The organism is Chitinimonas prasina (assembly GCF_030160395.1).
GTDB lineage: Bacteria > Pseudomonadota > Gammaproteobacteria > Burkholderiales > Chitinimonadaceae > Chitinimonas > Chitinimonas prasina.
In genome coordinates this window covers 254,722-272,288 of sequence record NZ_BSOG01000003.1, presented here as the reverse complement: position 1 = coordinate 272,288, position 17,567 = coordinate 254,722, and the positions used below count along the sequence as shown (strand labels likewise).

Annotated in this window: 12 protein-coding genes and 4 tRNA genes; 2 read left to right on the top strand and 14 right to left on the bottom strand. The window is 59.8% G+C overall.

All coding sequences use genetic code 11. The features are described 5' to 3' along the window. Positions 1 to 144: 144 nt before the first annotated feature. The 13 genes from rpoC to QQK16_RS14305 all read right to left on the bottom strand — a co-directional run bounded on the left by rpoC (position 145) and on the right by QQK16_RS14305 (position 13,987). The gene (gene rpoC / locus QQK16_RS14365; protein ID WP_284197169.1) at positions 145 to 4,338 is read right to left on the bottom strand and encodes a DNA-directed RNA polymerase subunit beta'; all 4,194 of its coding nucleotides are present in this window, start codon (positions 4,336 to 4,338) and stop codon (positions 145 to 147) included. Positions 4,339 to 4,451: 113 nt separating this feature from the next. After that, positions 4,452 to 8,639, bottom strand: a complete 4,188-nt coding sequence (rpoB, locus tag QQK16_RS14360) for a DNA-directed RNA polymerase subunit beta (RefSeq protein ID WP_284197168.1) — start codon at positions 8,637 to 8,639, stop codon at positions 4,452 to 4,454. A gap of 168 nt (positions 8,640 to 8,807) precedes the next feature. After that, positions 8,808 to 9,176, bottom strand: coding sequence for a 50S ribosomal protein L7/L12 (gene rplL, locus QQK16_RS14355; RefSeq protein ID WP_284197167.1), 369 nt, complete (start codon positions 9,174 to 9,176; stop codon positions 8,808 to 8,810). Positions 9,177 to 9,232: 56 nt separating this feature from the next. Then, complete coding sequence (gene rplJ / locus QQK16_RS14350; protein ID WP_284197166.1) at positions 9,233 to 9,769, bottom strand: 50S ribosomal protein L10; 537 nt, start codon at positions 9,767 to 9,769, stop codon at positions 9,233 to 9,235. A 307-nt stretch (positions 9,770 to 10,076) separates the two neighbouring features. Next, positions 10,077 to 10,775, bottom strand: a complete 699-nt coding sequence (rplA, locus tag QQK16_RS14345) for a 50S ribosomal protein L1 (protein ID WP_284197165.1) — start codon at positions 10,773 to 10,775, stop codon at positions 10,077 to 10,079. Beyond that, positions 10,776 to 11,207, bottom strand: a complete 432-nt coding sequence (gene rplK / locus QQK16_RS14340) for a 50S ribosomal protein L11 (protein ID WP_284197164.1) — start codon at positions 11,205 to 11,207, stop codon at positions 10,776 to 10,778. Positions 11,208 to 11,311: 104 nt separating this feature from the next. Continuing rightward, entirely contained in the window at positions 11,312 to 11,845 is a 534-nt protein-coding gene (nusG, locus tag QQK16_RS14335) for a transcription termination/antitermination protein NusG (RefSeq protein WP_284197163.1), read from the bottom strand. 22 nt (positions 11,846 to 11,867) lie between these two features. Continuing rightward, positions 11,868 to 12,224: a preprotein translocase subunit SecE gene (gene secE / locus QQK16_RS14330; protein WP_284197162.1), complete on the bottom strand. Its 357-nt coding sequence runs from the start codon at positions 12,222 to 12,224 to the stop codon at positions 11,868 to 11,870. Positions 12,225 to 12,310: 86 nt separating this feature from the next. Then, positions 12,311 to 12,386: transfer RNA gene (locus QQK16_RS14325), tRNA-Trp, on the bottom strand. Between the two features lie 50 nt (positions 12,387 to 12,436). Beyond that, on the bottom strand, positions 12,437 to 13,627 hold the full coding sequence (tuf, locus tag QQK16_RS14320; RefSeq protein WP_284197161.1) for an elongation factor Tu: 1,191 nt from the start codon (positions 13,625 to 13,627) through the stop codon (positions 12,437 to 12,439). Positions 13,628 to 13,666: 39 nt separating this feature from the next. After that, positions 13,667 to 13,741 (bottom strand) — tRNA-Thr (locus QQK16_RS14315). Positions 13,742 to 13,758: 17 nt separating this feature from the next. Then, positions 13,759 to 13,832 (bottom strand) — tRNA-Gly (locus QQK16_RS14310). 70 nt (positions 13,833 to 13,902) lie between these two features. Continuing rightward, positions 13,903 to 13,987, bottom strand: a tRNA-Tyr gene (locus QQK16_RS14305). A 104-nt stretch (positions 13,988 to 14,091) separates the two neighbouring features. Here QQK16_RS14305 and QQK16_RS14300 point away from each other — a divergent pair. Together QQK16_RS14300 and QQK16_RS14295 are read left to right on the top strand one after the other, a co-directional pair. Further along, complete coding sequence (locus tag QQK16_RS14300; protein WP_284197160.1) at positions 14,092 to 15,033, top strand: hypothetical protein; 942 nt, start codon at positions 14,092 to 14,094, stop codon at positions 15,031 to 15,033. Next, complete coding sequence (locus QQK16_RS14295; RefSeq protein ID WP_284197159.1) at positions 15,024 to 15,779, top strand: type II secretion system protein; 756 nt, start codon at positions 15,024 to 15,026, stop codon at positions 15,777 to 15,779. Before QQK16_RS14300 ends, QQK16_RS14295 begins: the two co-directional genes overlap by 10 nt. On the opposite strand, the gene QQK16_RS14290 is transcribed toward QQK16_RS14295, so the two are convergent. Next, positions 15,776 to 17,467, bottom strand: a complete 1,692-nt coding sequence (locus tag QQK16_RS14290; RefSeq protein WP_284197158.1) for a sensor histidine kinase — start codon at positions 17,465 to 17,467, stop codon at positions 15,776 to 15,778. The genes QQK16_RS14295 and QQK16_RS14290 overlap by 4 nt on opposite strands. Between the last annotated feature and the right edge of the window lie 100 nt (positions 17,468 to 17,567).

Genomic DNA, 17,567 nt, shown 5'->3' with positions numbered 1-17,567 from the left:
CCGCCCCCACAAAAGAGCGCGGATTATAGGTAAATCAAGCGCTTAATGTCAACAAACCCTCCCGCCGCCCATCACTTTTGTAGTGAAGGGCCGACGGAAGGGTTGTCGATACGTCAACCAGCGGCTGCTTGCGCAGCCACCGGGTCAGACTTCTTCCTGGCTGGGTTCTGCATCGACAACCGCAGCAACCATTTCGGTCATGCCGGGCAGTTGCCCTGCCTTCTGACGACGACGGTTGTTGTGGTAGGCAAGACCCGTACCGCCTGGTATCAGGCGACCCACAATCACGTTTTCCTTCAGGCCGCGCAGTTCGTCGCGCTTGCCCATGATGGCGGCTTCGGTCAGGACACGCGTGGTTTCCTGGAACGAAGCAGCCGAGATGAAGGAATCCGTCGACAGCGAGGCCTTGGTGATACCCAGCAGAATGTTGTCGAATATCGCCGGCTGCTTGTTGGCGGCGATCAGCTTGTCGTTCGCCTCCAGCACTTCAGCCCGCTCGACCTGCTCACCCATGATGAAGTCGGAATCACCTGCATCGGCGATCACCACACGACGCAGCATCTGGCGAACGATCACCTCGATGTGCTTGTCGTTAATCTTCACGCCCTGCAGACGGTACACTTCCTGCACTTCTTCGGTGACGTAGCGAGCCAGTGTCTCGATACCCTGCAGGCGCAAGATGTCGTGCGGGTCGGCCGGGCCGTCCACGATGGTTTCGCCACGGTTCACCACCTGACCGTCGTGGACCAGCACATGCTTGTCCTTCGGAATCAGGTACTCGTGCGGCGTGCCGTCCAGATCGGTGATGATCAGACGCTGCTTGCCCTTGGTGTCCTTGCCGAACGACGAGGTACCGGTCACTTCTGCCAGCATGCCGGCATCCTTGGGCGAACGGGCTTCGAACAGCTCGGCCACACGCGGCAGACCACCGGTAATGTCGCGGGTCTTTACCGATTCCTGCGGGATACGGGCCAGCACTTCACCCACACCCACCTGCTGGCCATCCTTCACGGTAATGATGGCGCCAACCTGGAAGGTGATGTTCACGGCTGCATCGGAACCCGCCAGCTTCACTTCCACGCCATGCTCGTCCAGCAGCTTGATCTGCGGGCGGACGCTCTTGGTCGCGCCAGCCTTGCGCTTGGGATCAATCGCCACCAGGGTGGACAGACCGGTCACTTCATCGATCTGCTTGGCCACGGTCACGCCTTCTTCGACGTTCTCGAAGCGCACCTGACCGGCGTACTCGGTAATGATGGGGCGAGTATGCGGATCCCAGGTCGCCAGCACCGCACCAGCCTTGATGGACTGTGCATCGTTGACCATCAGGGTCGCGCCGTATGGCACCTTGTGACGCTCACGCTCACGGCCAGCATCGTCGAACACCACCACCTCACCCGAACGGGTAATGACGATCTGCTCGCCCTTGGTGTTGGTGACGTAACGCATGGTACCAGCGAAGCCGACCTTACCATTGGACTTGGTCTCCACCTGGCTGGCCGACGCAGCACGCGAAGCGGCACCACCAATGTGGAAGGTACGCATGGTCAGCTGGGTACCCGGCTCACCAATGGACTGCGCCGCGATCACACCGACAGCCTCACCCACGTTGACGCGCTGACCACGGCCCAGATCGCGGCCATAGCACTGCGCACACAGACCGTAGCGGGTTTCGCAGGTCAGCGGGGTACGCACCTTCACTTCATCGATGCTGAGGGCTTCGATGCGCTCCACGATATCTTCGGTCAACAGGGTACCGGCTTCGTACACGGTTTCCTGGGTAGCCGGATCGATCACGTCGATGGCAGCCACACGGCCCAGGATACGGTCGCGCAAGGCTTCGATCACGTCACCGCCCTGCACCACGGCCTTCATGGCCACACCGTTCTTGGTACCGCAGTTGTCCTCGGTCACCACCAGATCCTGCGTCACATCGACCAGACGACGGGTCAGGTAACCCGAGTTGGCGGTCTTCAGCGCGGTATCGGCCAGACCCTTACGGGCACCGTGAGTCGAGATGAAGTACTGCAGAACCGTCAGGCCTTCACGGAAGTTGGTGGTAATCGGCGTCTCGATGATCGAGCCATCCGGCTTGGCCATCAGGCCCCGCATACCTGCCAACTGGCGAATCTGCGCCACCGAGCCCCGTGCACCGGAGTCGGCCATCATGTAGATGGAGTTGAACGATTCCTGGTCTACCGTCTTGCCTTCGCGGTCTACCGTCTTTTCCTTACCCAGGTGGGCCATCATGGTCTTGGCAACCTGGTCGCCACAGCGGCCCCAGATATCCACTACCTTGTTGTAGCGCTCGCCCTGGGTCACCAGACCCGAGGTGTACTGGGCTTCGATTTCCTTCACTTCACGCTCGGCCTCGGCCAGCAGCGTCGCCTTCTCGGCCGGCACCAGCATGTCGTCCACACAGATGGACAGACCAGCGCGGGTCGAATAGGTGAAACCGGTGTACATCAGGCGGTCAGCCAGGATGACCGTCTCACGCAGGCCGACACGACGGAAGGAAGCGTTGATCAGCTTGGAGATTTCCTTCTTCTTGAGCGCCTTGTTGACGTTCTCGAAAGGCAGGCCCTTGGGCAGGATCTCCGACAGGATGGCGCGGCCAACGGTGGTCTCGCGACGCACCAGCTTGTATTGCCATTCGCCGCTCTCGTCCTTGTACCAGTCCTTCAGGCGCACGCTGATGCGGGCATTCAGCTCGGCCTGACGGGTTTCGTAGGCTCGCAGCAGCTCTTCCAGATCAGCGAAGCGCAGGCCTTCGCCCACACCATTGATACGTTCGCGGGTCATGTAGTACAGACCCAGCACGATATCCTGCGACGGCACAATGATAGGCTCGCCGTGCGCTGGCGACAGCACGTTGTTGGAGGCCAGCATCAGGGTGCGGGCTTCCATCTGCGCTTCCAGCGACAGCGGCACGTGTACAGCCATCTGGTCACCGTCAAAGTCGGCGTTGAAGGCAGTACAGACCAGCGGATGCAGCTGGATGGCCTTGCCTTCGATCAGCACCGGCTCGAACGCCTGGATACCCAGGCGGTGCAGCGTAGGCGCACGGTTCAGCAGCACCGGATGCTCGCGGATGACTTCTTCCAGGATGTCCCAGACTTCCGGCACTTCCTGCTCAACCAGCTTCTTGGCCGCCTTGATGGTGGTAGCCAGGCCCAGCACTTCCAGCTTGTGGAAGATGAAAGGTTTGAACAGCTCCAGCGCCATCTTCTTGGGCAGGCCGCACTGATGCAGCTTGAGGGTCGGGCCCACCACGATGACCGAACGGCCCGAGTAGTCGACGCGCTTACCCAGCAAGTTCTGACGGAAGCGACCGCCCTTACCCTTGATCATGTCAGCCAGCGACTTCAACGGACGCTTGTTGGCGCCAGTCATGGCCTTACCGCGACGACCGTTGTCCAGCAGCGAATCGACGGCTTCCTGCAGCATGCGCTTTTCGTTGCGCACGATGATTTCAGGGGCCTTCAGCTCCAAAAGACGCTTGAGACGGTTGTTACGGTTGATGACGCGACGATACAGGTCATTCAGGTCGGAGGTGGCGAAACGGCCGCCATCCAGCGGGACCAGCGGACGCAGTTCCGGCGGCAGCACCGGCAGCACTTCCATGATCATCCACTCAGGCTTGATGCCCGATTTCTGGAAGGCTTCCAGCACCTTCAGGCGCTTGGCGATCTTCTTGATCTTGGCTTCGGAACCGGTGTTCTGCAGATCGTGCCGCAGGGTTTCCATCTCGTTGTTGATGTCCAGCGTGCGCAGCAGTTCGCGCACCGCTTCGGCACCCATCAACGCGACAAACTCATCGCCGTATTCTTCCACCTTGGCCAGGTAGTCGTCTTCCGACAGCAGCTGGCCGCGTTGCAACGGCGTCATGCCCGGTTCGATGACGATAAAGCCTTCGAAATACAGCACCCGCTCGATATCACGCAGCGTGATGTCCAGCACCATGCCCAAACGGCTGGGCAGGGACTTCAGGAACCAGATATGGGCAACCGGCGAAGCCAGTTCAATATGGCCCATGCGCTCACGGCGCACCTTGCTGAGCGTGACTTCAACGCCGCACTTCTCGCAGATCACGCCACGATGCTTGAGGCGCTTGTACTTGCCGCACAGGCACTCGTAGTCCTTGACCGGCCCGAAGATGCGGGCACAGAACAGGCCATCGCGCTCAGGCTTGAAGGTACGGTAGTTAATGGTTTCAGGCTTCTTGACTTCACCGTACGACCACGAACGGATCTTGTCGGGCGAGGCCAGGCCGATGCGGATGGCATCGAATTCTTCTTCCTGGGTCACCTGCTTGAACAAGTCGAGCAAAGCTTTCATGTCTTTATCCTCGTTTCACGAGTGAGGCCCTGCCAAGCGCCGCGCCACTGCGCGACACTCTTTCGGCGCCAACGGGGTGCGGCCTCACCGCCTCACCCCGCGCGCCATCTGACTTAGTACCGTTCCAGATCGATGTCGATACCCAGCGAGCGGATTTCCTTCACCAGCACATTGAAGGATTCCGGCATGCCGGCGTCGATCTTGTGATCGCCCTTGACGATGTTTTCATAGACCTTGGTACGGCCATTCACATCATCGGACTTCACCGTCAACATTTCCTGCAGCGTGTAGGACGCACCATAGGCTTCCAGTGCCCACACTTCCATCTCACCGAAACGCTGACCACCGAACTGCGCCTTACCACCCAGCGGCTGCTGGGTAACCAGGGAGTACGGGCCGGTGGAACGGGCGTGCATCTTGTCGTCAACCAAGTGATGCAGCTTCAGCACGTGCATGTAACCCACGGTCACGCGACGCTCGAACGCTTCACCAGTACGGCCGTCATACAGCTTGAGCTGGGTACGGGTGTCATTGAAGCCCAGGCGCTGGGTATGCTCGGATTCGGCCGGATAAGCCAGTTGCAACATGGCCATCAGGTCCTCTTCCTTGGCGCCGTCGAACACCGGGGTGGCAAACGGCACGCCATCGCGCAGGTTGTCGGCCAGCTCCAGGATTTCCTCGTCGCTCATGCTGCCCAGGTCTTCCGGCTTGCCACGGCTGTTGTAGACCTCTTCGAGGAACTTGCGCACCTCGCCGGCCTTCTTGGCAGCCTTGCTCGACTCTTCCGCCAGCATGCGGTCTATGCGCTTGCCCAGACCCTTGGCAGCCCAACCCAGGTGGACTTCCAGAATCTGACCCACGTTCATACGCGAAGGCACGCCCAGCGGGTTCAGCACGATGTCGACCGGCGTACCGTCAGCCATGTGCGGCAGATCCTCGATCGGCAGGATCTTGGACACCACACCCTTGTTACCGTGACGACCGGCCATCTTGTCACCAGGTTGCAGGCGACGCTTCACGGCCACATAGACCTTGACCATCTTCTGCACGCCAGGTGGCAGTTCATCGCCCTGGGTCAGCTTGCGCTTCTTGTCCTCAAAGCGCAGATCGAACTCAGCGCGCTTCTGCGACAGGTTGTCCTTCATCAGCTCCAGCTGCTTGGCCACATCCTCGTCCGACAGACGGATATCAAACCAATCGTGGCGAGTCAGGTCCGCCAGGTATTCGCGGGTCAGCTCAGTGCCCTTGGCAATGCGCTTCGGACCGCCATTGACCTTCTTGCCGACCAGCAAGCGCTCCAGACGCTCGAAGGCATCGTTTTCCAGAATACGCAGCTGGTCGTTCAGGTCCAGGCGGAAACGCTTCAGCTCATCGTCAATGATGCCCTGAGCGCGCTTGTCGCGGTCTATGCCTTCGCGGGTGAACACCTGCACGTCAATGACGGTACCGCTCATGCCCGAGGGCACGCGCAGCGAGGTGTCCTTCACGTCGCTGGCCTTCTCACCGAAGATGGCGCGCAGCAGCTTCTCTTCTGGCGTCAGCTGGGTTTCGCCCTTAGGCGTCACCTTACCGACCAGCACGTCACCGGCTTCCACTTCGGCGCCGATGTAGACGATACCAGCCTCATCCAGGCGGCCCAGCATGCGCTCGCTCAGGTTGGAGATATCGCGGGTGATTTCTTCCGGTCCCAGCTTGGTGTCGCGGGCAACAACCGACAGTTCCTCGATATGGATGGAGGTGTAGCGGTCATCGGCCACCACCTTCTCGCTGATCAGGATCGAATCTTCGTAGTTGAAGCCGTTCCATGGCATGAAGGCCACCAGCAGGTTCTGGCCCAGCGCCAACTCACCCAGGTCGGTGGAGGCGCCGTCGGCGATCACGTCCAGGGCAGAGATCTGGTCGCCCACTTGTACGATGGGACGCTGGTTGATATTGGTGTTCTGGTTGGAACGGGTGTACTTGGTCAGGTTGTAGATGTCCACACCGACTTCGCCGGCGCTGGTTTCATCATCATTGACCCGGATCACCACGCGGTTGGCATCGACATAGTCGACACGGCCACCACGCAGCGCCTTCACAGCCGTACCCGAGTCGACCGCACAGGTGCGCTCGATACCGGTACCCACCAGCGGCTTCTGCGCACGCACGCAAGGCACAGCCTGGCGTTGCATGTTGGCACCCATCAAGGCACGGTTGGCGTCATCGTGCTCCAGGAAGGGAATCAGCGAGGCAGCGACCGATACGATCTGGCTAGGCGCCACATCCATATACTGGACGCGCTCGGGCCGGGCCACGATGGTTTCGCCATGCTCACGGCAGGTCACCAACTCGTCGATCAGTTCGCCAGTGCTGTCGTCCAGCTTGGCGTTGGCCTGGGCGATCACATACTTGCCTTCCTCAATGGCAGACAGGTATTCGATCTCGTCAGTCACCTTGTTGTCCACCACCTTGCGGTACGGGGTTTCCAGGAAACCGTACTCATTGGTGCGGGCATAGATGGCCAGCGAGTTGATCAGACCAATGTTCGGGCCTTCCGGTGTCTCAATCGGACAGACGCGGCCATAGTGGGTCGGATGCACGTCACGGACTTCAAAGCCAGCGCGCTCGCGGGTCAGACCGCCCGGTCCAAGAGCCGATACACGGCGCTTGTGGGTGATTTCCGACAGCGGGTTGGTCTGGTCCATGAACTGCGACAGCTGCGAGGAGCCGAAGAATTCCTTGATGGCAGCACTGACCGGCTTGGCATTGATCAGGTCGTGCGGCATCAGGTTGTCGCTCTCGGCCTGGCCCAGGCGTTCCTTCACGGCACGCTCAACCCGCACCAGACCGGCGCGGAACTGGTTCTCGGCCAGCTCACCCACCGAACGGACGCGACGGTTACCCAAGTGATCGATATCGTCCACTTCGCCACGGCCGTTGCGCAGTTCCAGCAGAATGCCGATCACGGCGACGATGTCGTCGGTGTTCAGCACGCCCGAACCAGTAGTGCCCTGCGGGCCCACGCGCTCGTAGAAACGCTTCTGCCAGCCCGGCGCCTTCTCATCGAGACGGTCGGGGTAGGCGCGGCGGTTGAACTTCATGCGGCCCACGGCCGACAGATCGTAGCGATCTTCCGAGAAGAACAGACCGTTGAACAGCGCTTCCACTGCATCTTCGGTGGGCGGCTCGCCTGGGCGCATCATGCGGTAGATGGCCACGCGGGCAGCCTGGCGATCCGGCGTTTCGTCCAGACGCAAGGTGTTCGAAATGTAAGCGCCCTGATCCAGGTCGTTGATGTACAGCAGCTTGATCGAGGTCACACCGGCCGATTCAAACTTGATCAGCAGATCCTCAGTGATCTCCTCGTTGGCGCGCGCCACGATCTCACCGGTATCCGGATTCACCACATTGGCGCCAAGTACACGGCCAACCAGGTTGTCGGTCGGAATCTCGAGTTCGGTCACGCCAGCAGTCTGCAGATCGCGGATATGCTTGGCGGTAATGCGCTTGTCCTTCTGGACCAGCACCTTGCCGTCGCCGGCAACGATGTCGAACTTGGCCACTTCGCCCTTGAGGCGATCGGCCACCACTTCCAGGAACACGCCCTTCTTCGACAGGCGTACCGTGTCGAAGTCGTAGCAGTCCGCCAGAATCTGTTCGTTGTTGTAACCCAGCGCCCGCATCAGGATGGTCACCGGCATCTTGCGGCGACGGTCGATACGGAAGTACAGCAGATCCTTGGGGTCGAACTCGAAGTCCAGCCAGGAACCACGGTAGGGGATGATACGAGCGGAGAACAACAGCTTGCCGGACGAGTGCGTCTTGCCCTTGTCGTGCTCGAAGAACACGCCGGGCGAGCGATGCAGCTGCGACACGATGACACGCTCGGTGCCGTTGATGACGAAGGAGCCATTGCTGGTCATGAGCGGAATCTCGCCCATGTAGACTTCCTGCTCCTTGGCTTCCTTGACCACGGGCTTGGACGACTCGCGATCAAAGATAGTCAAACGTACTCGCGCGCGCAGCGGTGCGGCGAAAGTGATGCCGCGCTGCTGGCACTCGACCACGTCGAACGGCGGTTCGCCCAGCTGGTAGCTGACGAAATCGAGCTTGGCATAGCCGTTATGGCTGGTGATCGGGAAGATCGAGGCAAATGCTGCCTGCAGGCCACTGGTGCGGCGCTGCTCCATGGGAACGCCCAGTTGAAGAAACTCTGTATAGGAGTCGATTTGGGTGGCGAGCAGATAAGGAACGTCCAGAACGTTCGCCCGCTTCGCAAAACTTTTACGAATGCGTTTCTTCTCAGTGAACGAGTAACTCATAGAGTCTCCGGTCGAGTTGGGGCGCTAAAACCAAACCACAAAACCCGCAATGGGCAGGATTTCCGGTTTGGCAACGCACAATCAGTACAGTCGGTACAGCGAATTCCCACAAGCGCAAGAAGGCTGGCGACCGAAATCGCCAGCCTTTAGCAAGTCCCCTGGGGAGACTTACTTCATCTCAGCGGTAGCACCAGCTTCGATGAGCTTCTTGACCATGGCTTCAGCATCAGCCTTGGCAGCGGCTTCCTTGACAGTCTTGGGAGCGCCGTCGACCAGGTCCTTGGCTTCCTTCAGGCCGAGGCCGGTCAGTTCGCGCACAACCTTGATCACGCCAACCTTGTTGGCGCCAGCGCCGGTCAGGATAACGTCGAATTCGGTCTTTTCTTCAACTGCAGCGGCAGGGCCGGCAGGGCCAGCAACAGCAACAGCAGCAGCGGAAACGCCGAACTTCTCTTCGAATGCCTTCACCAGGTCATTCAGTTCCAGAACGGTCAGGCCAGCAACGGCGTCGAGGATGTCTTCTTTGGTCAGAGCCATGTTTAATTACTCCTGAATACAGATAAGTCGTGAGATCTAAAACGTGTAGCGCGCGATCAGGCGGCTTCGGCAGGTGCTTCGGCGGCCACTTCGGCCGGAGCTGCACCACCTTGCTTTTTCTCTGCCAGTGCAGCCAGGCCGCGGGCAAAGCCGGCAACCGGAGCTTGCATAACGTAGAGCAGCTTGGACAGCAGCTCTTCGCGGCTCGGAATGGAAGCAAGTTGGCCAACTTCAGCGGCGTTCAGCGTCTTGCCGTCGAAGGAGCCAGCCTTGACCACGATCTTGTCGTTGGTCTTGGCAAAGTCAGCCAGCACTTTGGCAGCAGCCACCGGGTCGGCAGAAATGCCGTACACCAGCGGGCCAGCCATGTGGTTGGCCAGATCGGCAAATGCGGTGTCGGCAACAGCGCGGCGTGCCAGCGTGTTTTTCAACACGCGCAGGTAAACGCCCTTGGCGCGTGCTTCAGCACGCAGCTTGGTCATGGCGCTGACCTGGATGCCACGATATTCGGCCACCACGATGGCTTGAGCCTTGGCAACTTCTGCCGAGATCTCAGCCACTACAGCCTTTTTATCGTCGAGATTGAGACTCAAGGTCTACCCTCCTGGAAAATCCTTCCCCACAACGGGGATGGAGCCTAAAGAAATGGCGACCAATCATCAGGAGAACTAACCGACGCCAGATAGGCGACGGGAGGGAAATCCTGTTCTTGGGTACACCATCTGCGTAGGGCGGGGCGACGCGGACAATTGCTCATCCCGTATCGCTTGCCGATTAAGACAGCAGCACAAAGCACTGCCAGCCCCTACGGTCTTTGATAATCCGCGCAGCTCTTGCGAACATTGCGGCCCAAAGTCCGATTAAGGTGCGACTCGCGCCGCACCCCGGTACTACTAAAACTTATGCAGCCAGAACGGTAGCAGCATCAACGCGTACACCGGCACCCATGGTGCTGGAGACGGCGATCTTCTTGAAGTACACACCCTTGGACGATGCTGGCTTGGCCTTTTGCAGGGCGTCGATCAGCGCGGTCAGGTTGGTCTTCAGATCAGCAGCGTCAAAGCTGGCGCGGCCGATGGTGCTGTGGATGATACCGTTCTTGTCGGTACGGTACTGAACCTGACCGGCCTTGGCGTTCTTCACGGCCTCGGCTGCGTTCGGGGTCACGGTACCCACCTTGGGGTTAGGCATCAGGCCACGTGGGCCGAGGATGGTACCCAGCTGACCGACGATACGCATGGCGTCCGGCGTGGCGATCACCACGTCGAAGTCCATCATGCCGCCCTTGATCTGCTCTGCCAGGTCTTCGAAACCAACGATGTCAGCACCGGCGCCCTTGGCGGCTTCGGCATTGGCACCCTGGGCGAACACGGCAACGCGAACGCTCTTGCCGGTGCCCTTGGGCAGCACGACCGAACCACGCACAACCTGGTCCGACTTACGAGCATCCACGCCCAGGTTGATGGCAACATCAACCGACTCACCGAACTTGGCGGTGGCGCCTTCCTTGACCAGCGACAGTGCCTCGTCGATAGCGTACAGCTTGTTACGGTCGATCTTGGCCTTCAGGGCTGCGACGCGCTTGGAAACCTTAGCCATTTACACACCCTCCACATTCAGGCCCATCGAACGAGCGGAGCCAGCGATGGTACGCACAGCGGCGTCCAGGTCAGCAGCGGTCAGATCGGGAGTCTTGGTCTTGGCAATATCTTCCAGCTGAGCGCGGGTGATGGTGCCAACCTTGTCGGTATGGGGCTTGGAGCTGCCCTTGGTGATACCAACAGCCTTCTTGATCAGGATGGTGGCCGGCGGGGTCTTCATCACGAAGGTGAAGGACTTGTCCGCAAAAGCAGTGATCACCACAGGAATCGGCAGACCAGGCTCAACGCCTTGGGTCTGGGCATTGAACGCCTTACAGAATTCCATGATGTTCAGGCCGCGCTGGCCGAGTGCCGGGCCGATGGGTGGCGAGGGGTTAGCCTTGCCAGCCGGCACCTGCAGCTTGATGTAGCCGATAATCTTCTTAGCCACGGTATGCTCCTAAAATGGGTACAAACGCAGGCGAACCCGCTCCCCTTGACAAAACCCGGCTTGCGCCAGGCACTAAAACAGCCCGAAAGGCAGAACCCGAGAGTTTAAACCTTTTCGACCTGCGAGAAATCAACTTCTACCGGAGTAGCACGACCAAATATCAACACCGACACCTTGAGCTTGCTCTTGTCGTAGTTGACTTCTTCCACGGTCGCATTGAAGTCCGCGAACGGACCCTCGGTAACACGCAACACCTGACCCACATCGAACAGGACCTTGGGCTTGGGTTTCTCCACGCCTTCCTGCATCTGGGCCATGATGCTTTCGACTTCCTTGACCGAGATCGGGGTGGGACGCATGCCCGAACCACCGATAAAGCCGGTCACCTTGGGCGTATTCTTCACCAAGTGCCAGGTCTCGTCAGTCATTTCCATCTCCACCAGCACATAGCCAGGGAAGAACTTGCGCTCAGTCAGCGCCTTGGTACCGTTGCGAATCTCCATCACCTCTTCGACCGGAACCAGAATCTGGCCGAACAGATGTTGCATATCGGAACGATCAATACGCTCCCTGAGTGCCTTCATCACACTCTTCTCGAAACCCGAGTAGGCATGAACCACATACCAACGCATCGCCATCAAGCATTCTCCGGGGAATAAATCAGCCGCCGCGCTTCAACAAGAGGTCGTAGAGCAGCCAGCTCAGACCGGAATCAACCAGCCACATGAACAACGACAACACCACGGTAAAGACAAAGACCGCGCCGGTCATTTGCCAGACTTCCTTCTTGGAAGGCCAGACGACCTTCTCGGCTTCCTTGACGGAATCACGGGCGTAATCGACAAAGTCACGGCCAGGCACGGAAAACCACACCACCGTCACGGCAAACAGCACACCCGCCAACACAGACACCACGCGCAGTGCTTGCTGATCGGCCGGCAACAGGTAGTAACCGGCGATACCGGCAGCCACCAGCGCCAAGGCGGCGAACAACTTCAATTTGTCTACTTTTTCCATGCGTCGGCTTTTGCCCGAAAATAAAGACAGCCGCTTTCCAGTCGGAAAACGGCTCTCTTAGATATTTAACACAACCACTTGTTAGGTGGCAGGCGAGGAGGGTCTCGAACCCCCAACCCCCGGTTTTGGAGACCGGTGCTCTGCCAATTGAGCTACTCGCCTGCAAAGTCGCAAGCGCAGCCTAAGCCACGCCTACAACTTGAAACTCTTTATTACTCGATGATCTTGGCAACAACGCCGGCGCCAACGGTACGGCCGCCTTCGCGGATAGCGAAGCGCAGACCTTGTTCCATGGCGATCGGAGCGATCAGGGCCACAACCACTTCAACGTTGTCGCCTGGCATCACCATTTCGGTGCCAGCTGGCAGCTCAACCGCACCGGTCACGTCGGTGGTACGGAAGTAGAACTGCGGGCGATAGCCATTGAAGAACGGGGTGTGACGGCCGCCTTCATCCTTGCTCAGCACGTAGACCGAACCGGAGAACTTGGTGTGCGGGGTGATCGAACCCGGCTTGGCCAGAACTTGGCCACGCTCGACGTCTTCACGCTTGGTACCACGCAGCAGCGCGCCGATGTTGTCGCCAGCCTGACCTTGGTCCAGCAGCTTGCGGAACATTTCCACGCCGGTACAGGTGGTCTTGACGGTGGGCTTGATACCGACGATTTCGATTTCTTCGCCGACCTTGACGATGCCGCGCTCAACACGACCAGTCACCACGGTGCCGCGACCAGAGATCGAGAACACGTCTTCCACGGGCATCAGGAAGGCGCCGTCGATGGCACGCTCAGGAGTGGGGATGTAGCTGTCCAGGGCTTCAGCCAGACGGAAGATGGCGGGTTCGCCGATTTCCGACTGGTCGCCTTCCAGGGCCTTCAGTGCCGAACCCTTGATGATGGGCAGGTCGTCGCCAGGGAAGTCGTACTTGCTCAGGAGTTCACGGACTTCCATTTCGACCAGCTCGAGCAGCTCGGCGTCGTCGACCATGTCGGCCTTGTTCATGAACACAATGATGTAAGGCACGCCAACCTGACGGGCCAGCAGGATGTGCTCGCGGGTCTGCGGCATGGGGCCGTCAGCCGAGGACACCACCAGGATAGCGCCGTCCATCTGGGCTGCACCGGTGATCATGTTCTTGACGTAGTCGGCGTGGCCGGGGCAGTCAACGTGAGCGTAGTGGCGGTTTTCGGTTTCGTACTCGACGTGCGCGGTGTTGATGGTGATACCGCGGGCCTTTTCTTCAGGCGCGCTGTCGATCTGGTCGTAGCCCTTGGCTTCGCCGCCGAACTTCTTCGACAGGATCGTGGTGATCGCGGCGGTCAGCGTGGTCTTGCCGTGGTCAACGTGACCGATGGTGCCAACGTTTACGTGCGGCTTAGTCCGCTCGAATTTCTCTTTTGCCATTTTGGAGTCCTTGATTGCGAATAGAAACGTATCAAGCGATGGTGCCCATGGGCAGATTCGAACTGCCGACCTCTCCCTTACCAAGGGAGTGCTCTACCCCTGAGCTACATGGGCATTCCACACAAAACAGATGGAGCGGGTGAAGGGAATCGAACCCTCGTCGTAAGCTTGGAAGGCTTCTGCTCTACCATTGAGCTACACCCGCTCGACAAGACCTCTAAACCCACTTGCCACGCGGAGCACTTCACACCGCGACGCTACCTACTTCTGAATTCTGGTGGAGGGGGAAGGATTCGAACCTTCGAAGGCAGAGCCGTCAGATTTACAGTCTGATCCCTTTGACCGCTCGGGAACCCCTCCTGAATGAGCGGCGCATTATGGTGATGCTTTAGCACCCTGTCAAACACTTCGTGCAAAAAAATCTCACAATTTCGCTAAGTGGTTGTTAGGCATCAACATTGCTTATGAGCCTTATCATGCAAAACAAAGCAAACTCCAAGGCCCGCCCACCACGCAAACAGCGGGGGAATGCCCTGCTTATCTTCTTTTTGCTGGTTGCGATGGGAATGCTGAGCCTGCTGGTCAGTAAGCTGAACAGCCAACCCAGCGCGCTGTTGCACGCCGAATCCAGCCCAAGCCACTTGAATCAAGCCAGACAAGCCCTGCTCGGGCACATACAGAACAGTCTACTCAATGCCCCAGTTGCCGATGCCAGGTTACCGACAGCACTGGCCGCAACCGACACAATACAGCTCGGCAGGTTGGACTACGCTGGCATAGGCCTCGGCAAAGCAGGAACAACAGATAGCGAACTTTGGTACGTTGCCACAGGCTTCCCCTTATTCGACACGACGCCAACCCATTTACTCACACAGTGCAACACCAACCAGCCAGCGACCACAAGCCTCGCCGCCATCATCATTGCCCCAGGCCCCGCGCTCCCAAGCCAAACCAGTCGCAGCAGCACAGCAAGTGCAAGCCAGTATATGGAGGGCTTGACGGGCACACCGACTGGATGCACTGGTAATCCCAGCAATGCAGATACGCCGCCAGACAGTTTTCTGATCAGTGCAAGTACCAGCCCGGTTTTCAATGATCGACTCGCCACCATCAGTCGGGCCGACATTCTGGAAGGCATGGCCCGCGAAGCTTACAGGCAGATCAATCTGAGCATGAGCAACCATGCCGCCACCAGTGGCAGCTACCCCAGCAGCAAGGCCGGTCTTACCGGCCTACCGACCTGGCTTGCCAGCGGAGCCTGGTTCGACGAAATCACATATGACTCCACCTCCGTCGCACCCGACGTCCGTCTACGGCTTACCCACTGCTACCAGATTCAATTGCACTGGGATAATGCAGGCCAACTCACTACAGTCACGCCACTGGAACCTCAACAATGCAGCTGAACCGCAACGCACTGCGCACCCTCCAGTCAGGCTTCACCTTGGCTGAGGCAGCCACGGTACTGGTTATCGTGGCCCTGGTGCTGGGCGGCATGCTGATAGGGCTGCCGACCCAACTCGAAAACGCAAGGCTCAGCGAAGCGCGCACCCAATCGGACAACATCAGCGCCGCCCTAGTAGGCTATGCCCTGCGCCAGGAGTATCTACCCTGTCCCGACACCAACGGCGATGCCCTGGAAGAGCCACGCGCACCGGCCACGGGCGCCTGCCCCAGCCAAGAGGGTTGGCTGCCCAGCGCCACTCTAGGCGTCAATCAGGCCGACCCATGGGGAAGCCGGGTTCGCTATCGTGTCGCACCGGAGTTCTCCAACGCCAACACCCCGATTACCCTGGCGACCACCGCCGCCAATCCACTGCAAGTCTGCGCGGACCAGCCCTGCACCACGCCACTTGCTCAGGACGTACCTGCCGTATGGGTCATGCACGGGCGCAACGCACTAGGCGCCAGAAATAGCCACTTCACGCTCAATGCAGCCACGCCGGCCACCTCAGACGAGCGCGACAATGCGAATGGGCGCAACCTTACGGATACTGCCGATGCAGCCTGCCCAGCCGCGTGCCGTTTCATCATGCACCAGCCACAAGACGCCAATCCTCCCACCATCCCATTTGCATTCGACGATATTGTCAACTGGCTGCCTTTAGGCATTCTGCTCAGCCGAATGACCGAGGCCGGCGCCATTCCCTAAACACCCGGCTGCAGTTCGAACCGCACCTTTCCGGGCTGATTCTCCACCAATTGCAACCGCCCCCCCCTTGCCTTTGCCAGGCTTGCGGCCTGATAGAGCCCCAAGCCAAAGCCCGTATTGGATTCAACAGGTGCCAACAGCAAGCGCTCAGCCAGAGCCGCATCAACCGCCATGCCATCATCCTCCACCCACAGCCGCCCACTGGCGTCCAGCCCCGCCCGCAACACCAGCTCTCCAGCCATGGCTCGCTTGTTCATGGCGTTCTGTAGCAAATTGTCGATCACGCAGTCATAGAGGGCGACATCGATTAATGGGCAACCAGGCGCAAGAGGAGCAAGCGCAATCCCCGAGTTGGCGTAGCGTATGGCAACGCGCTCCCACCAGTCTTGCGCGGGCAGGAGAATCACATCCTCAACGCCCCCCAAAGGCGCACTCAACTTCCCCAACGTCACCTCCAACCGCCGCCCTATCTCCGGCAACTGCCTGGCATACAAGCTGGCCAACCTATGCGGGTCAGTGCTGATCTGGGCCGCGCCTATCAGCCCCTGCAAGGCCTGCAGCAGGTTCTTGATGTCGTGGGTCAGGCGCGCCCCCGTCTCGTACACCGCCTCTATATAAACGTGCTCCGCCAGCCTGGCCTCGCGCTGCTTGGCCAGATAGAGCTGCTCCAGCAGGCGCACCGCCAGCTGCAACTGCAATCTGTGCGCCGTGGTGATCGCCCCACGCGTGCTCAGCACCAGCTGCAAATCCCCGGCTTTCAGCGAGACACCCGCCCCACGTCTGACACCAAATTCCCCCTCCCCACCCGGCCCGAGCCAATGCCCGCCCGCCACCCAGGGCAGCATCAGCAGCTCCCTCAAAGCCGCCTGCAGGAATACCTCAGCATCCGTCTCGCGGCCATAGTGCGCCGTTACCCGTGCCGACCACAGCTCAAAAGGTGAGCCCAGCTGAAACAGCTGGGCCGAGAACAAAGCCCCTATGCCCGCAAAGCCCCCCAGCGGGTTCCACAGCAAGGCCAGGGCCGCCAGCAGACCGCCGGTCGCCACCAGCATGGTGGCCAGGGCAGCCACATACTGGTACTGCCAGCCGCGCACCAAGGCCGCAGTGCCCAGCGAGACCAATAGGGTCAGCAAAAGCAGCAGCAGGCTGTAGAGAAAATCCAGCGGCTGTGCCTGCGGCGGCTCAGCCGCCGGTATGGGCCACACGGCCAACAACAGCAAGCCTGCCGGCAACAAATAGGACACCGCCCGCGGCCAGGGCGGCGCCTGCAACAGCGCGGCCGGCAACAACTGCAGCCAGAGCAAGAGCAGCACCAGTAAGGCCAGACCCAGATGCAACCGGCGCAGGCCAGGTGCCGACATTCCTGCCGCCCGCCCTCCCACCAGCGCCGCCACCAGCGCCGCCCAACCCAACAGCAATGCCGGCCCCGCAAACATCGCCAGGGCCAGCGCCGCCAGCGCCATTCCCGCCAGACCCCAGGCGTTCATGTCCCGCTGGGGCGCATACACCGGTTGCCACAACAAGAGCAGGCCCAATTGCGCCAGCAGCAACAAGCGCAAAGCGGCATGCCCCTGCGGCAGCCAGGCCACCAGGAACAACAGCCACACCAGGAGCAAGGGCAGCCAGCGCAAGCGCACCTCGGGTGCCAGCAGCTTGCGCGACAGAACAGTCAGCCAATCAAAATACATTCACGCTCCGACGATACGCCGACAGGGACTGTTGAAATCACAACATCAGCAAGTATTAATATGCCAACAGCAAGCTGACAAGCGGCTCAAGCTGGACTAT

Coding starts and splice junctions, on each gene's coding strand:
- rpoC (WP_284197169.1), bottom strand. CDS start 4,338: ATGAAAGCTTTGCTCGACTTGTTCAAGCAGGTGACCCAGGAAGAAGAA.
- rpoB (WP_284197168.1), bottom strand. CDS start 8,639: ATGAGTTACTCGTTCACTGAGAAGAAACGCATTCGTAAAAGTTTTGCG.
- rplL (WP_284197167.1), bottom strand. CDS start 9,176: ATGGCTCTGACCAAAGAAGACATCCTCGACGCCGTTGCTGGCCTGACC.
- rplA (WP_284197165.1), bottom strand. CDS start 10,775: ATGGCTAAGGTTTCCAAGCGCGTCGCAGCCCTGAAGGCCAAGATCGAC.
- nusG (WP_284197163.1), bottom strand. CDS start 11,845: ATGGCGATGCGTTGGTATGTGGTTCATGCCTACTCGGGTTTCGAGAAG.
- secE (WP_284197162.1), bottom strand. CDS start 12,224: ATGGAAAAAGTAGACAAATTGAAGTTGTTCGCCGCCTTGGCGCTGGTG.
- tuf (WP_284197161.1), bottom strand. CDS start 13,627: ATGGCAAAAGAGAAATTCGAGCGGACTAAGCCGCACGTAAACGTTGGC.
- QQK16_RS14300 (WP_284197160.1), top strand. CDS start 14,092: ATGAGCCTTATCATGCAAAACAAAGCAAACTCCAAGGCCCGCCCACCA.
- QQK16_RS14295 (WP_284197159.1), top strand. CDS start 15,024: ATGCAGCTGAACCGCAACGCACTGCGCACCCTCCAGTCAGGCTTCACC.
- QQK16_RS14290 (WP_284197158.1), bottom strand. CDS start 17,467: ATGTATTTTGATTGGCTGACTGTTCTGTCGCGCAAGCTGCTGGCACCC.